General features: G+C 62.7%; 23 protein-coding genes. 10 read left to right on the forward strand and 13 right to left on the reverse strand.

All coding sequences use genetic code 11. The annotated features are described in order from the left end of the window. Positions 1–115 precede the first annotated feature (115 nt). The 5 genes from qatA (at position 116) to L6637_RS02165 (ending at position 6,704) form a co-directional block, all read left to right on the forward strand. On the forward strand, positions 116–2,125 hold the full coding sequence (qatA, locus tag L6637_RS02145) for a Qat anti-phage system ATPase QatA (protein ID WP_237868933.1): 2,010 nt from the start codon (positions 116–118) through the stop codon (positions 2,123–2,125). Positions 2,126–2,453: 328 nt separating this feature from the next. Continuing rightward, complete coding sequence (gene qatB, locus L6637_RS02150) at positions 2,454–3,092, forward strand: Qat anti-phage system associated protein QatB (RefSeq protein WP_237868934.1); 639 nt, start codon at positions 2,454–2,456, stop codon at positions 3,090–3,092. Next, positions 3,092–4,495: a Qat anti-phage system QueC-like protein QatC gene (gene qatC, locus L6637_RS02155; protein ID WP_237868935.1), complete on the forward strand. Its 1,404-nt coding sequence runs from the start codon at positions 3,092–3,094 to the stop codon at positions 4,493–4,495. Before qatB ends, qatC begins: the two co-directional genes overlap by 1 nt. Next, a complete protein-coding gene (qatD, locus tag L6637_RS02160; RefSeq protein WP_237868936.1) occupies positions 4,492–5,229 on the forward strand; it encodes a Qat anti-phage system TatD family nuclease QatD in 738 nt (245 codons plus the stop codon). The genes qatC and qatD overlap by 4 nt, the downstream gene beginning before the upstream one ends. A 149-nt stretch (positions 5,230–5,378) precedes the next feature. Further along, complete coding sequence (locus L6637_RS02165; protein ID WP_237868937.1) at positions 5,379–6,704, forward strand: TIR domain-containing protein; 1,326 nt, start codon at positions 5,379–5,381, stop codon at positions 6,702–6,704. On the opposite strand, the gene L6637_RS02170 is transcribed toward L6637_RS02165, so the two are convergent. Then, positions 6,705–8,114 carry an AlbA family DNA-binding domain-containing protein gene (locus L6637_RS02170; RefSeq protein WP_237868938.1) on the reverse strand — a complete coding sequence of 470 codons (1,410 nt, stop codon included), beginning with the start codon at positions 8,112–8,114 and terminating at the stop codon, positions 6,705–6,707. A 753-nt stretch (positions 8,115–8,867) separates the two neighbouring features. Here L6637_RS02170 and L6637_RS02175 point away from each other — a divergent pair. Continuing rightward, positions 8,868–9,137, forward strand: coding sequence for a hypothetical protein (locus L6637_RS02175; RefSeq protein WP_237868939.1), 270 nt, complete (start codon positions 8,868–8,870; stop codon positions 9,135–9,137). A gap of 147 nt (positions 9,138–9,284) precedes the next feature. On the opposite strand, the gene ku is transcribed toward L6637_RS02175, so the two are convergent. Next, a complete protein-coding gene (gene ku, locus L6637_RS02180; RefSeq protein ID WP_237868941.1) occupies positions 9,285–10,211 on the reverse strand; it encodes a non-homologous end joining protein Ku in 927 nt (308 codons plus the stop codon). A gap of 140 nt (positions 10,212–10,351) precedes the next feature. On the opposite strand from ku, the gene L6637_RS02185 reads away from it, so the two are divergent. Genes L6637_RS02185 through L6637_RS02195 form a run of 3 tightly spaced genes read left to right on the forward strand, consistent with a single transcriptional unit; the run spans position 10,352 to position 11,969 of the window. Beyond that, positions 10,352–10,756: a hypothetical protein gene (locus L6637_RS02185; RefSeq protein WP_237868943.1), complete on the forward strand. Its 405-nt coding sequence runs from the start codon at positions 10,352–10,354 to the stop codon at positions 10,754–10,756. Between the two features lie 34 nt (positions 10,757–10,790). Next, positions 10,791–11,240, forward strand: a complete 450-nt coding sequence (locus L6637_RS02190; RefSeq protein ID WP_237868945.1) for a zinc-ribbon domain-containing protein — start codon at positions 10,791–10,793, stop codon at positions 11,238–11,240. Then, the gene (locus L6637_RS02195) at positions 11,241–11,969 is read left to right on the forward strand and encodes an SOS response-associated peptidase (protein WP_237868947.1); all 729 of its coding nucleotides are present in this window, start codon (positions 11,241–11,243) and stop codon (positions 11,967–11,969) included. Between the two features lie 553 nt (positions 11,970–12,522). Here the strand turns inward: L6637_RS02195 and L6637_RS02200 are convergent. The 8 genes from L6637_RS02200 to L6637_RS02235 all read right to left on the reverse strand — a co-directional run bounded on the left by L6637_RS02200 (position 12,523) and on the right by L6637_RS02235 (position 20,399). Next, positions 12,523–13,761, reverse strand: coding sequence for an efflux RND transporter periplasmic adaptor subunit (locus tag L6637_RS02200; protein WP_237868949.1), 1,239 nt, complete (start codon positions 13,759–13,761; stop codon positions 12,523–12,525). Between the two features lie 2 nt (positions 13,762–13,763). Further along, positions 13,764–16,127 (reverse strand): ABC transporter permease, encoded by a 2,364-nt coding sequence (locus tag L6637_RS02205; RefSeq protein WP_237868951.1) that lies wholly within the window; start codon positions 16,125–16,127, stop codon positions 13,764–13,766. A 4-nt stretch (positions 16,128–16,131) separates the two neighbouring features. Then, positions 16,132–16,839 (reverse strand): ABC transporter ATP-binding protein, encoded by a 708-nt coding sequence (locus L6637_RS02210; protein ID WP_237868953.1) that lies wholly within the window; start codon positions 16,837–16,839, stop codon positions 16,132–16,134. A gap of 106 nt (positions 16,840–16,945) precedes the next feature. Then, on the reverse strand, positions 16,946–18,139 hold the full coding sequence (locus tag L6637_RS02215) for a methionine adenosyltransferase (protein ID WP_237868955.1): 1,194 nt from the start codon (positions 18,137–18,139) through the stop codon (positions 16,946–16,948). Between the two features lie 57 nt (positions 18,140–18,196). After that, entirely contained in the window at positions 18,197–18,670 is a 474-nt protein-coding gene (locus L6637_RS02220) for a hypothetical protein (RefSeq protein ID WP_237868958.1), read from the reverse strand. After that, positions 18,663–19,337 (reverse strand): methyltransferase family protein, encoded by a 675-nt coding sequence (locus L6637_RS02225; RefSeq protein WP_237868960.1) that lies wholly within the window; start codon positions 19,335–19,337, stop codon positions 18,663–18,665. The genes L6637_RS02220 and L6637_RS02225 overlap by 8 nt, the downstream gene beginning before the upstream one ends. After that, positions 19,337–19,594 (reverse strand): DUF2933 domain-containing protein, encoded by a 258-nt coding sequence (locus L6637_RS02230; RefSeq protein WP_237868962.1) that lies wholly within the window; start codon positions 19,592–19,594, stop codon positions 19,337–19,339. The genes L6637_RS02225 and L6637_RS02230 overlap by 1 nt, the downstream gene beginning before the upstream one ends. A 151-nt stretch (positions 19,595–19,745) precedes the next feature. Next, positions 19,746–20,399, reverse strand: coding sequence for a Spy/CpxP family protein refolding chaperone (locus tag L6637_RS02235; protein WP_237868964.1), 654 nt, complete (start codon positions 20,397–20,399; stop codon positions 19,746–19,748). 189 nt (positions 20,400–20,588) lie between these two features. Between L6637_RS02235 and L6637_RS02240 the strand changes: the two genes are divergently transcribed. Further along, on the forward strand, positions 20,589–20,849 hold the full coding sequence (locus L6637_RS02240; RefSeq protein ID WP_237868966.1) for a hypothetical protein: 261 nt from the start codon (positions 20,589–20,591) through the stop codon (positions 20,847–20,849). 91 nt (positions 20,850–20,940) lie between these two features. Here the strand turns inward: L6637_RS02240 and L6637_RS02245 are convergent, their stop codons facing one another. From L6637_RS02245 to L6637_RS02255, 3 genes are read right to left on the reverse strand one after another with little or no spacing between them, the layout of a single operon-like run. Further along, positions 20,941–21,423 (reverse strand): DUF411 domain-containing protein, encoded by a 483-nt coding sequence (locus L6637_RS02245; protein WP_237868968.1) that lies wholly within the window; start codon positions 21,421–21,423, stop codon positions 20,941–20,943. Between the two features lie 13 nt (positions 21,424–21,436). After that, positions 21,437–21,877, reverse strand: a complete 441-nt coding sequence (locus tag L6637_RS02250) for a cupredoxin domain-containing protein (RefSeq protein WP_237869990.1) — start codon at positions 21,875–21,877, stop codon at positions 21,437–21,439. Positions 21,878–21,912: 35 nt separating this feature from the next. Continuing rightward, the gene (locus L6637_RS02255; protein WP_237868970.1) at positions 21,913–22,449 is read right to left on the reverse strand and encodes a Spy/CpxP family protein refolding chaperone; all 537 of its coding nucleotides are present in this window, start codon (positions 22,447–22,449) and stop codon (positions 21,913–21,915) included. Positions 22,450–22,484: the final 35 nt, after the last annotated feature.

Here is a 22,484-nt window from a genome sequence, read left to right on the forward strand (position 1 = left end):
GTCTCAAACCATCCGTGCACAAGAAGCGCCCACACCACGCTGCTCATTGGTGGGTCCCTTGGCGCTCGGTGTTGTCAATGACCAGGGCGACCCGCGCAGCAAAGGGACCCGGGCAATGGAGGATCGCGTGACGACGGCGAAAGGTTCACCGCTCGGCTATCTGAGCGACCAGGAGACCAAGGTCGATCTCCTCAACAACGAGGCGATCGCAAAAACCATCGTCCGGCTGATCGACGAGACGGTCGATTCCGCGGTCACGATCGGCGTCCACGGCGACTGGGGCGCCGGAAAATCCAGCGTGCTGGAGATGGTCGAAAAAGCCTTCCCCGAAGATGGCGACGTGCTTTGTCTGAAGTTCAGCGGCTGGCAATTTCAAGGGTTCGAGGACGCCAAGATCGCGTTGATCGAGGGCGTCGTGAACGGCCTCATCGAGAAGCGTTCTCTCGCGACCAAGGCCGCGGATGAAGTCAAACGCATCTTGAAAAGTGTCGACTGGCTGAAAGTTGCCAAGAAAGGCGGCGGCTTGGCGCTGACCGCTTTCACGGGAATCCCGCTCATCGGGCTCGACGACCTCGTCAGTTCTTCGATCGAGCATGTGAAGAACCTAGTGATGGACAAGGACGCCCGCGAGGCGGCCATCAAGTCGATCGAGGATTTTAAGAGGGAAAAGGACGACGAACCCGCCGGGCGGAGCGTCCCCACCGAGATCAGAGAGTTCAGGGAAGCGTACAAGGAGCTAATCAAGAAGGCCGGCATCAAGCGCCTCGTCGTCCTTATCGACGACCTCGACCGCTGCCTGCCTCAGACCGCGATCGAGACGCTCGAGGCTATCAGGCTGTTCGTCTTGTGGGACAAGACGGCCTTCATCGTCGGCGCCGACGAAGGCATGATCGAGATCGCGGTCCGCGATCACTTCAAGAACCTTCCCGAGATCGACGTCGCGTCGAACAATGCGCGCGAGTCCGGCCAGAATTACACCCGGTCCTACCTCGAAAAACTTCTTCAGGTGCCTTTTCGGATCCCGGCGCTCGGCGAAACCGAGACCGGTATCTACGTCACGCTTCTGTTGTTCGGCCGGGCCCTTGGCGAGCAATCGCCGGAGTTTGAGAAATTGCTGGCCCTCGGTCGCGCTGCCCTGAGCAAGCCGTGGGAGGGCAAGGGGATCGACCACGACGCGATCAAGACCGCAGTCGGAGATCGATTCGCCGAGATCGTCGATGCTTTGAATATGGCCGATCGCGTGAGCCCCGTGCTGGCAGCCGGCACGAAGGGCAATCCGCGGCAGATCAAACGCTTCCTAAACGCCCTCGCCCTCAGGCTCGCGGTTGCTCACGAACGGGGCTTCGGCAACGCCATCGAACAGGCCCACCTGGCGAAGGTGATGCTGGCCGAGATGTTCCTCCACCAGACTGTTTTCGATCACATCGCCACGACGGCAGCCAACTCCGAGGACGGCATCTGTCCGGAGATTGCGCTGATCGAAAAGGTCGCTGCGGTCGGCAGCACCGAGCCTGCGCCGGCGAACGACGAAAAAGATGGAGCGTCCGAAGCCACCAACCCCGTGATCGACGAGTGGAAGACGCGCCCCGACGTCATGCGATGGGCATCGGTCAAGCCGGACCTCGGCGCGGTTTCGCTCAAGCCGTACCTGTTCGTTATCAAGGACAGGAAAAACTATCTGGGCTCCGCCGCTCCCCTGCCGTCCAAACTCTTGGCGCTGCTGGAAAAGCTGCTCGGCGGCGACATGTCCGCCAAGGGCGCCCTCGCCGACGTCAAGAATCTCAATCTCGCGGAAGCGGTCCTGATCTTCGATGTCTTGCGCAGGAAAGTGCGGGAGGCGCCGAATTTCGACGTTCGACCGGCGGCCATGCCCGGCGTTGCCGTTGTCGTGGAGGCCCACCCGCCCTTGCAGGGCCGGTACGTCGATATCCTCGAAGCCCTGCCGCCCGATCGCGTCGGTCTGTGGGTCGCATCCGGGCATGCCTTCGTGACGGAAGCGGCCCCGAAGGCCCGCATCGAGGCCCTTCGCGAGAAGTGGAGAAAAGCCACCAAGAATCAGTTGCTGCGGACAGAGCTGGAGCCAAAGAGGCCGGTACGCGGGGGTCGCGGCCATGGGAACGTCTAACCCGTTCGGCGGCGGCAACAATCGTAATCCGCTGGTGCCGGACTGGGTCGGTGGGGCCGGACCCGCGCCCGGAGGTTCTCCGCCCGCCGGCGCCCCAGTTTCGGGTGCGCCAGGTCCAGGCGGTCCTCCAGGTGCCCCCGCCCCCGGAAACGCAAATCCCAGCAATGCACCTGCAGGCGGTAACAATTCCGGCGGTCCGGGTGATGGCGATGCGCCAGCTCCGAACCGCTTCCAGAGCGCCCGCACCAACTTCTTCAAGTTCGCCAAGGCCGGCGGCGGTGCTGCCGGCGGCGTTGGCGGAGGCCGCGGCGGCGGGACCAATCGCAACTTGCGCCGCGCGGTCCGCTCGTTCATTGGCAAGTCGAGCGGCGGCGCACGCCGAGCGACGCAGCGCATGGCATCGGAACGCAGCGCCACCGCGAACTTGGGGCGGATCCTTTCGACCGCCGGTACTGCCGGCATCCAAGAAACCGTCCGCCGCCTCGGCTTCGCACAGTTGGCAACACTGCCGGTCCAGGACATCTACGCCGCCCTCGTCGACGTAATCTGCGAACCGGGCGGCGAACTCGACGAGTCGTTCGCGCGTGAGGCCTACATTAAGGCGCTGACCGAAATCAGCGAGGCCAAGGCGGATCTCGAACGCCCCTCCCCCGAGACAACAGTGTCGTTCCTCGCCTCCTTCATCACGAACGCGATCCAGAACCGTCTGCTGAACGCGATCGGAAACAAGGTCGTCTCGATTCCGCTCGATGTCGCCTCTGTCCAGAATGTCGAACAGCAGATCAACGACTACATCCGCGGAAACGTGAACGACGCGATGGCGGAAGCGGGCGAAGATTTTCCCGTCGAGCGCATCGTTTCGACCATCGACGACATCTACGAACGCTCGGTCGTCCTGCTGGAGGGATCGGACCACGAGAGTTCGGACAACGGTTTCGAAGCTGAAGACCACTCGGAGATCGCGTGATGACGGCATACGCTTTGATCGGTCATATGGGACCAGCGGACCAGCCGCCGGATCTTGTAGGACGTTGGCAAGCACAGTTTCCCGTCGATCTCCTCAGCGGCAACCAAACGCTGGGATACGGGATGGGCCTCGTCGTCCGCAATCTCGGAAGGCTCGGCGTCTATCCGAGCGAAGTCAGCATCGACATCCTGGTCCTCGCGGCGATGGTCCATGCCGCCGATACGCGGATCAATCGCGTGCAGACGTCGCAGGACGCGTGGACGCGCGAGCTCGGCATCTGCGTTCCGGTATCAGATCCCAAACTTTGGACCGGCCAGCGCACCCTGCTCGAGAAAATGCTCAGATTCCTGACAGGCGACCACTGGACGGTCTTGTTCAGGGCGCGCCCCGAAGGAATGGCCGACTTCGTCAGACGTCCAGTTGCGGGACTCCAGAACCACGGGTTCGACTGCGTCGCGCTCTTCTCCGGCGGATTGGACAGTCTGATCGGTGCGATAGATCGCCTGCAGCAGGGCTCCTCTCCTCTGTTCGTGAGCCACGGCGGCGACGGAGCGATAAGCAAACCTCAGAAGGATCTGTTTGTCGAGGTCGCTTCGGCGTACCGTAACGGCAACCGCGAACCGAAACGCGTCCGCCTGGGAATGAGCTTCACCGACAAAATCTCCCCAGGCGTCGGTCGCGAAGAGAGCACCCGCGGCCGTTCCTTCCTCTTCATCGCCCTCGCCGCCATGGCCGGCTCGGGTCTGGCGCGCCATTTTTCGCTCGAAGTCCCGGAGAACGGCCTGATCGCGCTGAACGTCCCGCTCGACGCAGTCCGGCTCGGATCGTTGAGCACCCGCACGACCCATCCCTACTATCTGCGTCGCTGGAACGAACTATTGTCGCAGGTCGGCATCGACGGCGTCATCGTCAATCGGTACTGGAACAGGACCAAGGGCGAGATGATGGACGGTTGCCTCAATCAGGATTTGCTGCGGGCACTCGCCGGAGACTCCCTCTCCTGCGCTCACCCCGCGGCCGGCCGCTGGGTCAAGTCGGCAGCGGGGCGGCATACCCATTGTGGCCATTGCGTCCCGTGCATCATCCGCCAGGCCGCTTTCGACCACGCATGGGGTCGCGGCGCTGATCCCACCGGATACCGGGTCGACATCCACCATGACCGGTTGAGTACGCAGACGGCGGAAGGCAGACAGGTGCGAGCGTTCCAATACGCCGCGGCGCGCCTCACGGGCCGCCCCGATCTCGCCCGTGTTCTGGTCCATAAACCGGGACCGCTGATCGAAGATCTCGCCGACCTAGACGGGCTGGCCGGAGTTTATTCGCGCGGTATCACGGAGGTAGGCGCATTGCTGCGCGACGTAGAGACATTTTCACCGGCGGCAGAGGCCGAGATGACGGCATGAGGCTCGTCGACTTCCACTGCCACCTCGACCTTTATCCTGACTTCGAAGCGTTGGTCGCCGAGAGCGACCGGCTCGGAATCTTCACGCTCGCGGTCACCACGACCCCGAAGGCGTGGGCGCGTAACAACAAGCTCGCCTCGTCCACGAAATACGTCAGAGCCGCGCTCGGCCTGCATCCGCAGTTGGTGGCTGAGCGCTGGAGGGAGATCGATCTCTGGGAAAGGCTCCTTGCCGAAACGCGATACGTCGGCGAAGTTGGTCTCGATGCCGGCCCCCGCTTCTACGCGTCGATGGACCGTCAGATTGAGGTCTTCCGCCGCATCCTGCGCTCCTGCGCCCAGGCGGGCGGCAAAATCCTGTCCATCCACAGCGTGCGCGCGGCTCCCAAGGTACTCGACCTGATCGAAGAAGAGATTCCGGAGGGGCGCGCGAAATTCGTCTTTCACTGGTTCACAGGATCGGCCGCGGACGCAAGGCGGGCCGCAGATCTCGGCTGCTACTTCTCAATCAACAGTCAGATGCTGGCGACGGACCGGGGTCGGGCGCTGGTCACCTCCCTGCCGATCGACCGCCTTCTCACCGAAACCGATGGCCCCTTCACGTCCCAGGGTGCGGACCCCGCCAGGCCGCGCGACGTTGGACAGACAGTGAAGCAACTGGCGACAACGAGAGGCATATCGAGCGAGGAAAGCGCTGCTGTCGTGCTACGAAATCTAAAGAAGCTGACGGTTTAGCCGTCTCTCTACCTGAGTCGTCCGATCGCAAGCGGAAAACGAGCAATGGTCACAAATATTCTGACCATCGGCGGAATTGTATGAGCCGACTAACACCCTATCTCTCCCGCAAATTATCTCCTCGCGAATTGTAGAAATAGCCCTATTGCATGAACCGCGACCTCCACAGCGCCCTAAAGGCAGAAGTCATTAGCAAGATCAATGCCGGCACCATAGAGGTGGTGTTGGCAAGGCTCCAATGGGGCAAGGACGTCAAGGGCTTTAGCCTACATGTGAACCCTAGCTCATACTCGACCGCAGGACTACAGACGACCGATTTCCTCGGCTATCTTGGCTTTCAGCGGCACGACCGCTGCAACTTCACCAGCTTCCAGCGATGTTATTGCAAGTGGGTCAATGAAGACTTCAATCTCCAGGAGTTTGCGAGTGCATTTAACGCCGGCTACGGGCACGTAGGCCGAGCGCAGGAGGCCCTGCAAGCCTGCGGCTTCCAACTGCGTCAGCCTGAGGGCTGGGGATTCTTCAACGGTCGTCCGAGCGGACGTTCGTCGCATGTGAGTGAGCAGATTTCCGGAGACGGACACACGGCAATGAACGTGCGGCCAATGAAAGCGACTGAGGACGATCGCTTTCAATTTCGCTTCACGTTCATTGATACCGGCCGGGACAAGGCCTTCATTACGCACTACCGGCCGAAACACTTGCCCGCATCGTCGGAAATTACCGGTGTGTTCAAATACCTCGGCTTGCAAGAATTCCACAGTTGTCCTGAATTCGAGTTCGAGCCGTGCTACTTCACGACGCGGCGTTTCGCACAGAACGAGGGCAGACCTTTCGATGGGAATGTGGAGCACGCTCATCGTTGTTTCGATGCGCTCCTGACCCGCTTCTCCCCCGGGATCGAAAGTCTACTTGCCGCGAATGCAGCAGTGGAGAACGTCGGAATGCCATTCCTGCCGCTTGTTCGTCCGGCTGAGCGCATGAAAGCCGACATCGCGACAAAGGTGATCCGGCCTGTGAAGCCCGCGGCGCCGAAGCAGGCCGGCAAACCGACCGCGCCGCCGATTCCGGACAATTTTGACGTCGCGATCTCGTTTGCAGGCACTGAGCGAGAGCACGCGCAGAAGCTCGCAGAGCAATTGCGCGAGGCAGGGTACACCGTCTTCTATGACGATTTCTATCCGGAGCAGTTGTGGGGGAAGAACCTAACGGTGTTCTTCGACGAGATATTCCGGAAGAAGGCACGATTTTGCGTGATGTTCATCTCGAAGGAATACCGGGAACGCAAGTGGACGATCCATGAAGCGCGGAGCGCCCAGGCGCGCGCTCTGGACGAAAAAGGCAACGAGTACATTTTGCCTATCCGGGTCGATGACACCGATCTCGAAGGATTGCTCCCTACCATCGGTTATGTGCCGATCAGCACCGGCGTCGAAAAGATCGGGGAGATGCTGGTCAAGAAGCTACGCTCTTGATCAGTTGAGCCGCCTTTCGATAAGGCGCTGCACCCAATGCTCAATCGTAGCGCTTGGAACTGTGGCTCCGCCAAATGAAACGAATAAATCGGCGACCGCCTTTTCCACGGCGGGAGCGAGAGCGGACAAGGGCGTGTCGAGCGGTAGCTCCACCTGCGCTGTGACTTGATCATCATGCGCCGTGCCACCCATGATCGTATCGAAGGGATCGGCCCACCGAGTGAGCTGACGCCCTGCAAGCCCTCTCCAGCGAAACGCAAACGCGAGCGTCGTTTTATCGGGTTCCCAACCGAGTGCCTTCGCGTATGAAATACCGACAGCAATTGCTTCGGTTACACGAAGGATAGTTATAACTGGATCAAGCGCTGTTCTTGGCTGAACTTTATCGGGAACACCATCATCCTGAAGTACCCGGTGAAGGTAGAATTCGCCCTTTGGATTGAGCCTCCAATAGTCCAGGTGAGCGGACCACCCCGTCACGATCGAAAAAATCAATGCCTCGAGGCACCCGCCGGTCACTTTGGGACGGTTGAGAGCGTTGCTTGCCCCCTGAGTGTCGTGCCACACCGGCCAGCCCGTGTAGTTTGGATTGCTTGATGCGATCGTGTTTATGAATGTTTGATCCGGCTTCGCTGCGGCATGCGGCGGCTCAATGACGAGCGCGACACTCCATGAACCCGAATCCACAAGCTGTTGTTCTTCGACGCTAAGTTGCCTTGCGCCGATTGCATTCGAAAACAGCTTTTCGCCATCGTCGAGAAGAGTGGTGCTGCGCTGAGAGAGTGTCGGTACGGGAGGCGGGAGTGATGTGCCGTACTGAGCAAGGCTTGCGAGCAGGCCGGGCAAGTCGCGGCCCGCGAGGTGCCGCCGCAGAAAGCGGCCAATATCGGCCTCCCGGTTATCAAAGCAGATTTCCAGAATGTCGCGCCAGTCAGCCGGCCTCGCTTCAGACGAGCTCGGGACACCGTTTGAGGCAAGCGTGCGGAAGTAAACTGCTCCGACCCGAATTCTTGTTCGACCTCCATCCTGGAGATCGCGGGTAGCTGCGACCGGTGTCTTCACGCCCGGCGGAACGACGATGACGGGATACTCCTTGCCATCGCGGGAGCCAAACGCGACAGCTATCTCAAATGGCTCCTGAGAGTATCGCGAGATTATCGCTTGGATGTCATCGAGGTTGAAGATTGCCCGGACGTCCGACGGCCTGTTGGCAGTATCTGGTGCAAGCGTCTTATCGTCGAAGCCGATCAACATGTATCCGCCGTTGCGATTGCGGAGCGCGAATGTGGCTTTGACAATCTTTTCGACCCCTGCTGGCTGAGCGGGCTCAATCCATGTCTTTAATTCGACGTTGAGTGCTTCGGCAGGTGAAGCGACCAAATTGTCGATAACCGATTGTTCGAATTGCATCGTGATAAAATGGACGCTTGATTGGCCAAAGACACAAAAACAAACGCTACGTTGCAGAGGCCTGGGCCGTCAACTGAGGCGAGCAAAAATTATACTCGGGCGGGGCTCCTCCGATACCCCTCTTTCAGACGCATTGGCGAAGCGACCGAGCGCCGGTTTGCGGCGTTGTCCGCATGGACTGCACGTCCGCACAGACTCAGAATAACCTGAAAAAACTCGCCCGCGAACTCAAAAATGCGCGTTTTCCGCACTCCGAATTCTCAAGCAGTCGGAAATATCCAGCGAAATCAGGCAGTTCCTTTTCACCTATTCCGAGTGTCGGACCCACGAATTGTGAGTCCACAGTTTTAGGTGCACTCGAACTGTGAGTCCGCGTCTGCTTTGCCGCGCCGGGCACAGTTCATCTCCTTCAGTCGAATTCGCATTTCGCCGCCAACGGCAGACTGATTGCGAACGCTAATAGAGCCGCTCGGCGCCTTGTTTGCGCGTCGTGGATCGGAGTGGGGCCGCCTGCATCATTGCGGTGTACATGCCACCGGTTTGGAGACCGGCATTGGGAAGCTAATTTTTCTACAGCCCGGATCGCACGGTATCCTACCGTGCGATCCGGACGACGTGCGCGGCACGCTGTCGGCGCGCCCTCACAAGCGCTGCGGAACCCCCAGCCTTACCCTTTGGGAATCCCTGCTCTGTGGTAACGGCGCGGAACGAGCCGCGCGCGCGAGGATTCGTCCCATCAGGAGACCGGCCACCATGCTGATGACGAAGGAACGAAGACCGAGAGCTAAGACGCTGCGGGGATGGGCAGTCAACGTGCTGCAGGAGGCGGGCGCCATCCACGAATGCGAGGAGCATGGTTGGGCGAAGGACCGGGCCGATCCGCACGCCCGCGAGCGCGCCATCGATCTTGCCCGTCGTGATCCTCCTAACGGCGTCACCGCCTGCGAAGCTGTCGCGGAGGTCCGAGACCTCCTCGACTCGGTCGGCGATACTTGCCCCGAGTGCCCCCCGGACCAGGCCTAGATTTCTGCGGTTTTCCCGCGCCGTTCCCTCAATGCGGCGTCTGCTTCGTCAGCTTCGATCTCTCCGCCTCTGCGAGGTCCGGATTGGCCTTGCGCCAAGGCCGGTCACGGTGGACGAAGTACCGGCCGTTCCGGGTGCCCGGATAGTTCACGCCGATTTCCGCCGCGCCCCCGCAGCCGGCTTCTTCGCAGCCGCTTCCTTCGCCGGCTTCTTGCCGGCGATGGGCATCAACATTTCCTTCTGGCCGACGGATGCCTTCTTCGCCTTCTTAGCGCGCTTGCCTGCGTTCGCTGGCGCCGCCTCCCGACCGACGCTCTGCCGCAGCGCCTCCATGAGATCGACGACGTTCTCGCCTTTCGGCCGCTCCTTGGGGCGGATGACCTTACCCGCGCGCTTTTGATTGATGAGATCAACCAACGCGCTTTCGTAGTGATCCTCGAATTTGTCCGGCTCGAATTGGCCCGCCTTCTGATTCACGATGTGTTTGGCAAGGTCGAGCATGTCTTTCGTGACTTTAACGTCGTGGATGTCGTCGAAATACTCAGCAGGATCTCGAACTTCATAGGGATAGCGCAGCAACGTGCCGATCAGGCCTTTGTCGCGTGCTTCGAGCGCGATGATGTGCTCACGGTTGGTCAGCACCACCCGCCCGATCGCCACCTTGTCCATCTCGCGGATGGTCTCGCGGATCACCGCGAAGGCGTCGTGGCCGACCTTGCCGTCGGGACGAAGATAGTAGGGCCGGATCAGATACCTCGGATCGATTTCGCTGCGGTCGACGAACTCGTCGATTTCGATCGTCCGGGTCGATTCCAGTGCAAGCTCCTCGAGCTCTTCCTTCGTGACCTCGATGTACTGGCCCTTATCGAGTTCGTAGCCCTTGACGATGTCTTCGTTGGGCACCTCGTCGCCGGTATCGGCGTCGACCTTCAGGTACTTGATGCGATGGCCGGTCTGCCGGTTCAGCTGGTTGAACGAGATCTTTTCGGATTCCGAGGTGGCTGGATAAAGGGCCACCGGACAGGTCACCAGCGAGAGACGCAGGAACCCTTTCCAATTCGCGCGAGGGGCCATGGCGAACGCAACACTCCGTGACGGGACTCGGACTCAAGACGAACGAGCGCGCCCGGTTCCGACAGCAGGGCGGACCGCGAGCGGCAATTTTTCTCCGAGCCGGACTCGCGTTTTCGTTCTTGTTATGTTCTTATCGTTGAATGTCAGATCGTCCGGCCAGTTGGCGTTTTCCGACCATGAAACAGATACAGAAGCTCGCCAATGCCCCTGTCGTCGGCAAAAGCACTCCTCCAACGCCAGCCGTGGGCCCGGCCGACGATCTGCCCGATCCCTATTGGGAGGCGCTGCTCGCCGAGGCCGGTGCCGACACCGTGGCTCCCGGGAAGCCGATCCAGGCTCGCAATCTGTCCGAGATCGGCCGTCACGTGCTGCGCGTCTCATGCCGCCGCTGCGCCAGGATCGTCGAGATCCAGAAGGCGGACGCCACTAGGCTGTACGGTCCGCAAGCCTTCTGGAGAGACGTCGGTCAGCGCCTGCTCGACAACACCTGCCAGCAACGCACGGGCCGCCACGAAGAGGATGGTTGTTGGCCTGCGTTCGAGTAGCCGCGCCGGCGAAGCCTGACACTAGGTTATCCGGATGGCCCCTCGCTATCACCCCACGCCATTATCAGGAGGCGACCGCAAGGCACTCGCAAAGGAGCTCGGCCGCGCACGCGCGATGACGACCATCCTGGCAACACAATCCGCCGAAGCCCGAGCTAAAGGGGAAGCGCTGATCCGCGAGGCCGATAAGCTTCTCGCAGAAAGCTGGAACGAGCGCATGTGGGCAAATGGCGGCCCGATCGACCCCTCACCCACCGTCGATCAGGCCATCAACGGCGGCTATGCCTGGCTTGAAATCGAATGCTCGCGATGCAAGACGAAGCGGGAGGTCGATCTGGCCGCGCTGCGCCATCCGCCAACGACGGCCGTCCACGATCTTGCGAGCCGGCTCCGCTGTAGCAAATGTACTAAGGCCGGCCGACGTCCCGCCGCAACCCTCCTGCAATTGACGCCCCGCCCCCACCAGGCCGGGCCGGAAACCTGAATGTGCAACCTTTACAGCATGACCAAGAACGTCGACGCGATCCGACGATTGTTCGGAGCCCTCAACAGCAGCGTCGGCAACTTGCCCAGCATGCCCGGCATCTTCCCGGACTATCCGGCGCCGATCGTCCGGAACGCGGCGGGCGGTCGCGAGATCGTCATGGCGCGGTGGGGCATGCCGTCCTCGTCGAAAGCCCTCATGGATGCGACGAAGAAACGGGCCGAGAAGCTGGAGGCGAAGGGCAAGACCGTAGATTTCAAGGAGCTCCTGCGGCTGGAGCCGGACAGCGGCACAACGAACATCCGCAACACCGGCAGCAAGCACTGGAAGCGATGGCTCGGCCCAGACAATCGCTGTCTGGTGCCTCTTACCTCGTTCTCGGAATACGACACTATCGACGGCAAGAAGGTGCCCGTCTGGTTCGCCCTCGATAAGTCTCGCCCCCTCGCCGCATTCGCCGGGATTTGGACGAACTGGACCAGCGTGCGAAAGGCGAAGGAAGGCGAGGTCACCACGGACGTCTTTGGCTTCCTGACCTGCGAGCCGAACGTCGAAGTAAAGCGCGTTCACCCGAAGGCGATGCCGGTGATCCTCACCACTACCGAAGAGTACGACGTTTGGATGCGCGCCCCCTGGGACGAGGCGGAGGCGCTGCAGCGGCCACTTCCGGACGGCACCCTGAAGATCGTGGCGAGCGGCGAAAAGGAAGACGCGGCTTCCGAGAGGTGAGGCATCGTCCAAGCCCGTGCGGCCGCCAGCGTCCAAGCAGGCTGCCATAACTGGGTCGGCCTGCCGAGGCCGTCCTAGGCCCCTAAAAAGGGGGGATTGGTTGCGTTTCGACCGAAAAATCGATCTTCGGGTCGCTTTCGGAAAAGATGGGAAGCTAAGCCACGTTCGCTGCTCGGTCAGGGAGCTATCGAAGCGATCGCTAACGGACCAATCAGGTATGGCATGCAGCTCGGAGGTGACTATGCACCCGAGCGAGCCCGCAAGAAACTCTGAGACCCCCGTTTTCTCCGACGAGAGAGGCCATGGCCAAAGGACGCGCCACTCCCCCCTCAACCATAAGATCGACCTTTCCACAAACGGCCTAGGCCTGGCAAAACCGGATCGACTCTCCTTTGTCGAGAGTTTTGGCTCCCTCGCTCGCCTGGTAGGTGGCGCGATCGATGGGGACGTCACCTGCCCTGCGGATCGGCGGCCGACCAGCGGAAAGATCGGGGCTTGAGGAGAACCACGTCAGCGATCACCCGCAGCGCCTGTTGAGTGGTGAGTGCTACCCTCAGCGCCCTTCCCGCTGCGCGATCCTGCCTCCGTCGGCGATCCGATCACTGGGGTGCAGCACCACCCGGTCCCCCGCAGCCAGCCCGGAGAGGACCTCGGCCGTCCGGTTGTTGCGGTGGCCGATCTGAACCGGCAGGGTCTTGGCGCGCCCGCTGTCGTCGGTAAAGACGGCCCATTGGTCGCCTTTCCGGAACAAAGCGCTTATCGGCACGGTCAGCGCGTCGGCGGCGCTCCAGATGGTGACGTGGACGACGACCCGGTAGTCGTGGCCAAGCTGGGACCACACCTCGGGCGGGTCCACGAAATCGATGGTCACCCGGACCCGCTGCTCTTCGATCCCCAGGGCGGAGACCTTCAGGAAGCCGGCGGGGTCCACGCGGACCACCTTGCCCTTGATGGGCTGACCGCCCCAGCCGTCGATCCGGACGGGGGCGCCGACCTTGATCTGGACCGCGTCGGTCGAGAGCAGGTCGGCCACGACCTCCAGATCGAGAGGGTTGCCGATGTCGACCAGCGCCGTCCCTGGCAGGACCGTCGCCTCGCTGTCCTGGATGATCTTCAGGACACGTCCGCCCGCCGGCGCGAGCACCCGGACGCAGCAGGCCGGCTCCGCGGACAGCGCGGCGTTGGCCGGGTCCATCAGTCGGGCCGCCAAGCTGGTACGCACCGCGCGACGCATCTCAACCTGAGCCTTCGCGCTCGCCAGGGCGGCCTCGTTGGTGGCCACGTCGAATTTCGCCTTGTCGAAGGCCTGAGCCGAGGTTGATTGCGTCCGCAGGAGCGTCTGCGCCCGCTGGAACTCGGTCCTGGAGAAGTCCAACGCCGCTCCGATCCGCTGCACCTCGGCTTCCTGTTGTTGGATGGCTGCGTCCGCGGCCGCAACTTCCGCCTGAAGCTGGTCGCGGGAGCGCACGTCGATGAAGCCCGGCAGTGTCGGCTGCATCAGGGCGATGATGGTCTGGTTGGCGACGACCTCGTCGCCGACGTGAAGCGAAGGTCCCTGCTCGCCGAGCGGATGCGAAATCCTCAGGACTTTGCCTGCGATGGGCGCCGAAACGGTGTACACGTGGCGGACGCGCGTCTTGCCGTCGTCGTCCGCCGTGACTTCGACGGGGCCTTTCGCGACGGTCGCGAGATCGACCAGAACCGGCCGGGGCCATGCGAACCACGCCAGTCCTCCCGCGATCCCGGCCAAGGCCGCGACACCGATGATCCTTTTCATCCACTGTGCCGGCATGGCTAGTCTCGCGTCTTGAGGACCGCGACGAGGTCCAGGTTGTCGATGCGTCGGCGGATGACGGCCGCGGAGGCGACGGCTGCCAACACCACGACGGATGTGGCGAGCACGTAGGTCGAGTGCTCGACGACGAGGCGGACGCGCATCAGCTCGCCGGCGAGGTTCGTCTTCATGACCCAAGCCAGCCCGTACCCCATCAGCCAGCCGGGCGGCTGCGCGATCAGCGTCAGGATGGCCAGCTCGAGCAGCAGTATCCGCAGGACCTCGCCGCGCGTGAAGCCGAGCACGCGCAGGCTGGCCAACTCCCGCGCCCGCTCGGAGAGCGAGATCCGCGCGTTGTTGTATACGACGCCGAATGCGATCACGGCCGCGAGTCCGGTGTAGATGCTCGCCATCGTGGTGATGAGCAGCGCGACGGTCTTGCGGAAATTGGCGAGCGAGACGCGCTGCAGCGCGACCCCGGCGACCGTCGGCATGGACTTCACCGCCGCGTAGAAGTCCTCTTTCCGGTTCTCGTCGAGGCTGAGGTTGACGCTGTTGACGACGGGAGCTTCGCGCATGAGCTGCCGAAGCGCGTCCATGTCCATCATCCCCCTGATGCCGAAATAATCCTCGACGGTCGCCACGATCGGCATCGTGACCGTACGACGGGCGCCCTCAAGCAGATCGAGCTCGACGGTATCGCCGGCCGCGACCCCGAGGATGTGGCCCAGCATGCCGGAGATCGCGAGGCCGGTCTCCGGAAGCACGACCGGCCGGAGGTCGACGTCGATGATGCGCCTCAGGTCGGCATCGGCGGGCCGGCCGCTGATCGTGATCCGGCGCTCGACGTTGCCATGTCGTATCCGGACGGGAACCTCGCGGAAAGGCTCGGCGGCGAGAACGCCGGGCAGCCGGTGCACCTGCTCCACGACGTTCCCGATCCGCTTCTCGACGAAGCCGATGGTCGCGTCCTGCCGGTCGGCGAGGAAGTAGGTGACGTCGATCAGTTGCTCCATCGTGTCCCGGGTGAACAGCGAGACGACCAGGATCGCGGTGGCCAGCGCCATCCCAAGCGCCGTGAACGTCGCCCGGACCGGGTGCCGAGCGATGTTGCGGACCATCATCAGGGTCGGCTGTGACACGATCTGGTCCAACTGGATGCTCGCCGGGAGCAGCCGCCTATATACCGGAGGGGCCGGCGGTTGCATGGCGACGGCGGGCGGCAGCGTCACCACTTCGCGCAGCGCCCGCAGCGCGCCGATCGCCGCGGCGGCCGCGCTGAGGGCACCGGCGATCACATACAGATCGGGCGCCTTGGCGAACACCAGGAAGGGGAAGTGGAAGAAGTCACCGAACAGCGCGGTGATGCGCAGTCCTAGCCAAGTCCCGACGATGCTGCCCAGGACGATTCCCGCCGCCACGATCAGGGCGACGAACTTGAAATAGTGCAGGACGATGCTGCCGTCCGTGTAGCCCAATGCCTTCAGGAGTCCGATCTGCTCGCGCTCGAGAGCAACCAGCCGGCTGAGGGTGAGATTGACCAGGAACGCGGAGACCAGAAGGAAGATCGGCGGCAGCGTGCGGCTCATGTTGTTGAGCATGTCGAGCTCATGGTCGAGCCAGGCGTGCGAGGTCTGGTCCTTCCGGCCGTGGGCCGCCTGCCCGCCGTAGGGATCGAGCAAGGCGTCCAGCCGCGAGATCACCTCGCGCTCGGAGGCGCCGGGCTGCAGCTTGACCGACACCGCCGAGAAGGCGCCATCGAGATCGTAGACGCCGGCGAGCGCCTTCTCCGACATCCAGACGACCGCGAAGCGGCGGTCGTCCGGCATCAGGTCGCCCGGGCCCACCGTATAGACGAACTCGGGGGACAGGGCCGTCCCGACGATGACGAGTTCGCGCTTCTTGCCGTTCAGGATGGCCGAGAACCGCGCCCCCTCCGAAAAGCCGTGGGCGCGGGCGAACGGCTCGTTGACGACGACCTCCTCCGTCCGCCCCGACTCCGGAAGCCGTCCGGAACGGATGTAGAGCCGATTGAGATGCGCCTCGCCGTTGTCGGGTAGAGATACGAACTGCCCGCTGGCCGGTTCGGAGAAGCCGGGGATGTCGAGCAGCGCCAACTTCGCGATGCGCGCGTCGACGGCGGCGACGCCGGGGATATCAACGATCCTGTCGGCGAGCGCCTTGGGTGCGCGCTTCACCTGGGCGAACACGTCGCCGAAGCCGTAGCGTTCGTAGTACGCGATGCGCGTCTCTTCGAGCGATCGATGCGAGCCGACGGCGAGCACCAGCGTGGCGACGCCGCCCCCGACGACCAGCGCGATGGCGAGGACCTGCGCCCACATTCGCCTGACGTCCCGGAACAGCTTGACGTCGAGTGCCCTCATGCCGTCACCAGGTGAGTTCGGCGGCTTCGCGACGGGTCTCGTTCCTCTGGATCCTGGAGATCCGGCCGTCGGCGAAGAACAGCACCCTGTCGGCGACCTGCTGGATGCTGGCGTTGTGGGTGATGATGATTGTCGTGGTGCCGAGCTGCCGGTTGACCCCGAGCAACGCCTCGATCACACGAATGCCGGTCTTCGAATCCAGCGCCCCGGTCGGCTCGTCGCAGAGCAGCACCGCGGGGCGTTTCGCGATCGCGCGTGCGATGGCCACGCGCTGCTGCTCGCCGCCGGATAGCTGCGCCGGAAAGTGATGCATCCGCTCCTCGAGCCCGACCAGAGCGAGGGCGTCGGCCGGCCGCATCGGATTCTTGGCCACCTCGGTGACCAACGCCACGTTTTCGTAGGCGGTGAGGCTCGGCACCAGATTGTAGAACTGGAAGACGAAACCGACGTGGTCGCGGCGATACTTCGTGAGTTCGCGGTCTTGGAGATCGGTCAGGTCCAGATCGCGGAAGAACAGCCTGCCGCTGGTCGGCCGGTCGAGACCGCCCATGATGTTGAGCAGCGTGGTCTTGCCGCTGCCGGAGGGACCGAGCAGCACGACAACTTCTCGCTCAGCGATCTCAAGATCGACATTGTTGAGGGCATGGACCGCCACCTCGCCGGAGACGTAGGTCTTGGTCAGAGCCGTGGCTGTGAAGACGGATTGGGTCATTGCGTCTCAAACAGTGTGCGCAGTCACTCTCCGCCTTTGAGGCGCCCCTGGATTGATTTAGATCAGGCAGCTCGCTGAATTCGCTCGGTTTTCTCAAAACAGACGCTCAGTAGACTTGAGTTACTCCGGCGACGAGCTCGCCGACCAGTTCCGGGATCCGGCCAAGGTGATCCGATACAATCTCCGCGCCTCGCTCTCTTAACTCCTCCGGGGGAACGCCCTCCTTCGTCGCCAGCCTGAGATGAACGAGATCCGGCATGGACACCGGCGCACCGATCCGGCTGACGATGAGGCACTGCGCTGCGGAGACCTCCGGAATGGCGGTGACCAATGTTTCAGCTACTCGCTTTGCCATGATGTTGTAGATCTTGCCGACGTGGCTAACAGGGTTCTTGCCGGCGGCAGCCTCCAAGCTCATCGGCCGCCAAGGTGTGATCAGGCCATTGACGCGATTTCCCCGACCGACCTGCCCGTCGTCGCCAGCCTCCGCTGAGGTGCCGGTCACGGTCAGATAGATGCTATCGGACGCCGCATCATCAGCAGCGTTGACGGCCACCTCGCAATCCCTAAATCCATGCTCGCTTGCGCGTTCACGGACGTACTCGGCGAGCGCCGCCTTTTGTTGCAGATAGCTGTCCATGTCGTTAAGAAACCGCCCGATCATGGCGCAGGCGATTGTCAGCCTGACGCCCTCTCCGCTTCGGACAGCCATGATTTTGATGTCTTCACCCCAAGCCGGATGGTCACGCGCGCGATCGCGGCCGTGAATCCCCTGTTCGATTGCAAGCACGAGGCGTTCGAGCGCACTGAGCGGTGCGTGACCAACTCCGAAAGACGTATCGTTGGCAAGCGGAATTTGCCGTGCGCTCCCCCGAGAGAACAGCGATTGCAGGTCCTGCGAGCCCTGATGAACCAGGGCCTCGATACAGACGTGACGATCGGCGTCCAGCGCATGGAGATTGGCCTTCAGCCAGGCCCTTGAGCCGTCGATGGCAATGTCCTCGACTGGAATCGCTTCGTTTCCGACGTTGGTAACGGCCCGTCCTGCCAGGAGGATTCTGATCGGATCGGTCACCTTTCCGCCGCTGAAGGTAGGCATTGCCCTGCCGCCGCACAGTAGCGCCTTGTCGACATTGTAGTGCAACACATGGCCGAATCTGCGCAGGTACTCGCGACAGAGATTGCGGGACAGCGTCTCGGCAAGGGCATCGCAGATCGTGTCCGGGTGACCGGCTCCCTTGCGCTCGACGACCTCCACGTCATCGCGATTGTCAAGCTGCGAAAGGACAAGATCAAACATCGGTGTAGCCAATCGAAATAGAGGCGGTCAGCCCTTTTCCGCACCATAAGGGCCGGTCTACCGGCGATGGTCGTACTTGAACTGCAGGGCAGCCGGACTCGCGCCGGTGCGCTCGACAGTGAGCTTCACGGTGTAGAGATCAAATCCGGGAAGGTCGAAGAAGCCGCCATAGGTCGTGGTGCCCGAGATCTGCATTGGCTCAAGCTTCTTCTTGGCGCCGGACAAGCCCAATCCTGATACTTCCGCAGTCACGACGGCATCAGAAATACGCGCGCCGCTTGCTGCATCAAAGACGGCGGCAACGACGTGATATTCATGCGGCCCCTTTGGGGGGCGCCCGTGCATCGGTCGTTCGGTGGTGGAGCCCGACGGGAGGCCCTTCACGATCTCGGCCGGCACGATGCCCAGGTAGACCGTCACTCCTCCTGCCGTTTTTGAGAGGTCGGTGTCCGCAGCGGTCGCTACGCCGATCAAGCAACCGGCCAGCCAGAGGCCTCCGAGCAGAGCGCCGACCGCCCGCCGGCTAACCATGCCGATATCCTCCAGTGGACTCGGTGCCAAAGACCCGGCTCAACTTCGGAATGAATCCCGGCACATCGGCCGCATATCTGACATAGGCCTCGCCGAATTCCGACCTGGCGTCCCGCTCCTCGTCGCGCGCGAGCTTCACGTACATGATCGTCAGCACCGGAAACATCGCCAGCGTCAGGATGGTCGGCCACTGCAGCAGGAAGCCGAACATCACCAGGATAAACCCGACGTACTGCGGGTGGCGGACGTAGCTGTAGGGGCCGCTCGTCGCGAGGCTACGGGTCTGCTGCGCGTCGTACAGCACCCTCCACGCGGCGGAGATCAGGACGAAACCCGCGCCGATGAAGATGAAGCTCAGGATGTGGAACGGTCCGGCGTGCGGATTGGTCTTCCAGCCGAACATCATCTCGAGCAGGTGCCCGGCGTCATGGGAGAACCAATCGACGTTCGGATAGTGCGACTGCAGCCAGCCCGAAAGGAAGTAGATGGTGAGCGGGAAGCCGTACATCTCCACGAACAACGCCACCAGAAACGCGCTGAAGGCGCCGAAGGAGCGCCAGTCGCGCGAGGTCTGCGGCTTGAAGAAGCTGTAGGCGAAAAGGATGAAGACCACCGAGTTGACGATGACGAGGCCCCAGAGGCCGTAGGCGGGCGCGGTGTCGTGCATCACTCCCTCCTTCCGTCGGATGGCTGGCGCTCGGCGTGATGGTGGCCGTGTCCTCCGTGATGCATGAACAGGTGCATCAACGGGCAAGCGAGCAGCGGCAGCCAGACCAGAAGCCCGAGCACGTGCGCCCTGTGCTCGGTGAACAGCAGCGCGCCGGCGATGATCAGGAATCCGATCAGGACCAGGCCGGCCCTGGATTTCGTGGACATGCCCTGCTGCGGGCGTTCCCGATACGCGGGATGGTCCTGCACCGACATCGGCTTGCTCCTATCGTTCGTCGGAGCTTAGCGGCGCCTTTGCCATCATTGTTGCGCTAGATCAACAGCGGCAGTCCCGTAAGATTCACTGGCCTTGTTCGTGGACGCCGGGGCCAATGAGGGCCGCCGGAGGATCTCCCGCCCCCGAAGGTCATTGCATCGGTTTGCCGGGCTGCATTCCCATGCCCATCGTCGCTCCGCTCCGCATCGCGGACATCATCGGCATCATGCCCATCTGCGGCGCGAGCAGTTCGTCGGCGGCCTTCTTCTGCTCGTCGGAAAACGTCGAGACCAGGTTCGTGAGCGCCGATTTCATCGCGCGGGTGCCTTCGAGCCGCGCCGCGAGCCATTTCTCCTGGAACGCGAGCTTCTCGACCAGGCCGGCACCGGCGCCCTGCTGCGACATCATCGAGCCGCGCATCTCTCCCAACGTTTTGGCGTTGGCCCGCAACGCGTCGGCGAACCCGTTCCAGGCGGGCTGCTGCGCCTCGGTGATCTTGAGCTCGGTGCGGAGGAACGCGACCCGGCCCTCAATGTGATCGATCGCATCCATGCCCATTCCGTCGCCGGACTGCCGCATCATCTCCATCATCTTCGCCATGTCCATCATGGGCATCTTCCCGCCCATCATTCCGCTGCCATTCATGCCCTGAGAGCCAGCAGGCGCCCGCTGGTCTGCCTTTGGCGTGGCCTGCTCCTGCTTCTGGTCGGGGTGGTGCCCTTCGTGTTCCGCGGCCGATTGGGCCCAGGCGGCGTGCCCGAGCGTCGTGGCGAGTAGTGCGGCGGCAAAGGTCATAGCGCGCATGGCAAGCTCCTGATCGTAGGTGGCCGACGTTTAGGATGACTCGTTCCCGCCGCCGACCGCTTGATGCACGTCAATGCGAAGCGATGGAGGTCGGGCTCGGCACGACTTCGATCACTCCTTGCGATGTATCAAGGATCCGTCCGCGGTTCTGTGCTTCGATCTGCAACCCATTCCTCGGGAGGAACGGACATGATCACCAGAACGCTGATTGCCATCTTAGCCGCAGCCGCACTTGCTGTGCCCGCGATGGCGCAGAGCACGGACACGGAAAAGAACGGTCACCACTATAGCGGCGGCCCGAAGACCGAGGTCCCTCATCACATGGGCAAGAAGGACAGGGACACGTCCAAGGAGACGGTCGGCTCCGCCAAGGACGGCGCGTCCGGAGGCCATCACTACACGGGCGGCCCCGGCACTTCGTCGCCCCACCACATGGGTGACAAGAAGTAACGACGCGTCCGCCCCGTCCGAGCCGGCGTGAGTCGTCACGGACGGAACGCCGCACCTTCAGTTGGTCGTCATCGGCACGCCTGCCGTAGCGTCAGCCGACGGCTCGGTCTCCGACGAACCGCATGAAGGGCCTCTGTCCGTCGGCCCCGAACAGCATCACCGAATACGGCGCGGGCCGACCGCCTTCCATGCCTGGCGACCCGATCGGCATGCCGGGGACGGCGACACCCTTCGCGTTCGGGCGTTCCGCGAGCAGGCGGCGCACGGCCGCCGCGGGCACATGCCCTTCGACCACATAGCCGGCGACCTCCGCGGTGTGGCACGCCGCCAGATCTGGTGGGACGCCGAGCCGGATCCTGATCGATTCCAGATCGGAGGTCTCGTCCACCCGTACGGCAAATCCGGCGTCGCGCAGGTGCTGCACCCAACCCGAGCAGCAACCGCAGTTCGGATCCTTGTGCACCGTGACGGTCGCCTCATCGGCAAATGCCGCGGCGGCGGGTGCCGCCAGCACCGCGGCAGCGATAAGCCTTAGGACCGTTCGGCGGGTGGGCGGATAGGCGTCATGTTTCATCTTGAGCTCCCGTTCACTTGACCGTCACGTGCCCGGTCATGCCGTACTCTCGGTGGTTCGGAATCAGGCACGAAAATTCGAACGTCCCCGGCTTCGTGAACTTCCACAGCACCTCCGCCGTCTTCTTCGGCGCGACGCGGACGCCGTTCGGCTCGTCGTGCTCCATGTGCGGATGTTTCTTCATGACGGCGGCGTGCTTCAGGTTCTCCTTCGTGGTCGCCAGTAGGAATTCGTGATCCTCGGTCCCGACGTTGCGCAGCACGAACCGTATCTGCTCGCCCCGCTTCACCTCGATGCGGCTCGGTTCGTAGTCCATCTCGCTCATCGCGATCTCGATGGTTCGGAATGGTTGTGACGGATCTCCGGGCTCTCCGGCCGAGTAGGATACGTGCTGGCCGTGTTCGTGGGCCCGTGCGGCCGTGCCGGTCGCCAAAGACGTTGCGAGGGCGAGCATTCCGATGCGAGAGATTCTGTTCAAGCACTTGTCTCCTAGTTGTCGTGGTGGTGGTGATGCTGCTGCACCGGTGCCGCGCTCGAGTACCCGCGCAGTTCGGCGTATTTGGCCAACTGGGAGCTGTCGAGGGTCGCCGCGGTGAGCAGATGGTACTTGAGGTGAGCTTCGCGCAGCTCGCCTTGCGTCTTCGAGATGGCGGCGGTCGCCGATCTGAGGCTTTCCGGGCTGATGGTCCGGGTGGCGAACTGCCGATCGAGAGTGCTCTCCTCCTCGATCAGCCTGCTGCCGATCGGGGTTGTTTCCGACTTCATCGCCGAGAACATCTCTTGGACCTTCATCCGCTGCTCGGCGCTCAATCCCAATTGATCCGCAAGCTCCAGCACGTGCGAGGGGCCCGGATACCCATTGAGCTCGGCCGCGAGTGCGAGCCCCATGCCGCGGCCGGCACGCAGATCGGAGACCTGCTGGTCCGACAGCGCTTTGATCGGCCGAGACTGCAAACCGGCGTAGGGGGTCTCCGCCCAGGCGAGCGCCGGGGCCAGGAAGGCGATCACGAATACGGTCTTTTTCATCGAGTTTTTGCCATCAGGTTTGTGCAATGGAGCCA

It is taken from the genome of Bradyrhizobium zhengyangense, from assembly GCF_022012435.1.
Lineage (GTDB): Bacteria > Pseudomonadota > Alphaproteobacteria > Rhizobiales > Xanthobacteraceae > Bradyrhizobium > Bradyrhizobium zhengyangense.

Coding starts and splice junctions, on each gene's coding strand:
- L6637_RS02240 (WP_237868966.1), top strand. CDS start 20,589: ATGATCACCAGAACGCTGATTGCCATCTTAGCCGCAGCCGCACTTGCT.
- qatC (WP_237868935.1), top strand. CDS start 3,092: ATGACGGCATACGCTTTGATCGGTCATATGGGACCAGCGGACCAGCCG.
- L6637_RS02250 (WP_237869990.1), bottom strand. CDS start 21,877: ATGCTCGCCCTCGCAACGTCTTTGGCGACCGGCACGGCCGCACGGGCC.
- L6637_RS02210 (WP_237868953.1), bottom strand. CDS start 16,839: ATGACCCAATCCGTCTTCACAGCCACGGCTCTGACCAAGACCTACGTC.
- L6637_RS02200 (WP_237868949.1), bottom strand. CDS start 13,761: ATGCCGGCACAGTGGATGAAAAGGATCATCGGTGTCGCGGCCTTGGCC.
- L6637_RS02205 (WP_237868951.1), bottom strand. CDS start 16,127: ATGAGGGCACTCGACGTCAAGCTGTTCCGGGACGTCAGGCGAATGTGG.
- L6637_RS02230 (WP_237868962.1), bottom strand. CDS start 19,594: ATGTCGGTGCAGGACCATCCCGCGTATCGGGAACGCCCGCAGCAGGGC.
- L6637_RS02175 (WP_237868939.1), top strand. CDS start 8,868: ATGCTGATGACGAAGGAACGAAGACCGAGAGCTAAGACGCTGCGGGGA.
- L6637_RS02195 (WP_237868947.1), top strand. CDS start 11,241: ATGTGCAACCTTTACAGCATGACCAAGAACGTCGACGCGATCCGACGA.
- L6637_RS02220 (WP_237868958.1), bottom strand. CDS start 18,670: ATGGTTAGCCGGCGGGCGGTCGGCGCTCTGCTCGGAGGCCTCTGGCTG.
- qatD (WP_237868936.1), top strand. CDS start 4,492: ATGAGGCTCGTCGACTTCCACTGCCACCTCGACCTTTATCCTGACTTC.
- L6637_RS02215 (WP_237868955.1), bottom strand. CDS start 18,139: ATGTTTGATCTTGTCCTTTCGCAGCTTGACAATCGCGATGACGTGGAG.
- L6637_RS02190 (WP_237868945.1), top strand. CDS start 10,791: ATGGCCCCTCGCTATCACCCCACGCCATTATCAGGAGGCGACCGCAAG.
- L6637_RS02185 (WP_237868943.1), top strand. CDS start 10,352: ATGTCAGATCGTCCGGCCAGTTGGCGTTTTCCGACCATGAAACAGATA.
- L6637_RS02255 (WP_237868970.1), bottom strand. CDS start 22,449: ATGAAAAAGACCGTATTCGTGATCGCCTTCCTGGCCCCGGCGCTCGCC.
- L6637_RS02235 (WP_237868964.1), bottom strand. CDS start 20,399: ATGCGCGCTATGACCTTTGCCGCCGCACTACTCGCCACGACGCTCGGG.
- L6637_RS02245 (WP_237868968.1), bottom strand. CDS start 21,423: ATGAAACATGACGCCTATCCGCCCACCCGCCGAACGGTCCTAAGGCTT.
- qatA (WP_237868933.1), top strand. CDS start 116: ATGGAGGATCGCGTGACGACGGCGAAAGGTTCACCGCTCGGCTATCTG.
- ku (WP_237868941.1), bottom strand. CDS start 10,211: ATGGCCCCTCGCGCGAATTGGAAAGGGTTCCTGCGTCTCTCGCTGGTG.
- L6637_RS02225 (WP_237868960.1), bottom strand. CDS start 19,337: ATGCACGACACCGCGCCCGCCTACGGCCTCTGGGGCCTCGTCATCGTC.
- L6637_RS02165 (WP_237868937.1), top strand. CDS start 5,379: ATGAACCGCGACCTCCACAGCGCCCTAAAGGCAGAAGTCATTAGCAAG.
- L6637_RS02170 (WP_237868938.1), bottom strand. CDS start 8,114: ATGCAATTCGAACAATCGGTTATCGACAATTTGGTCGCTTCACCTGCC.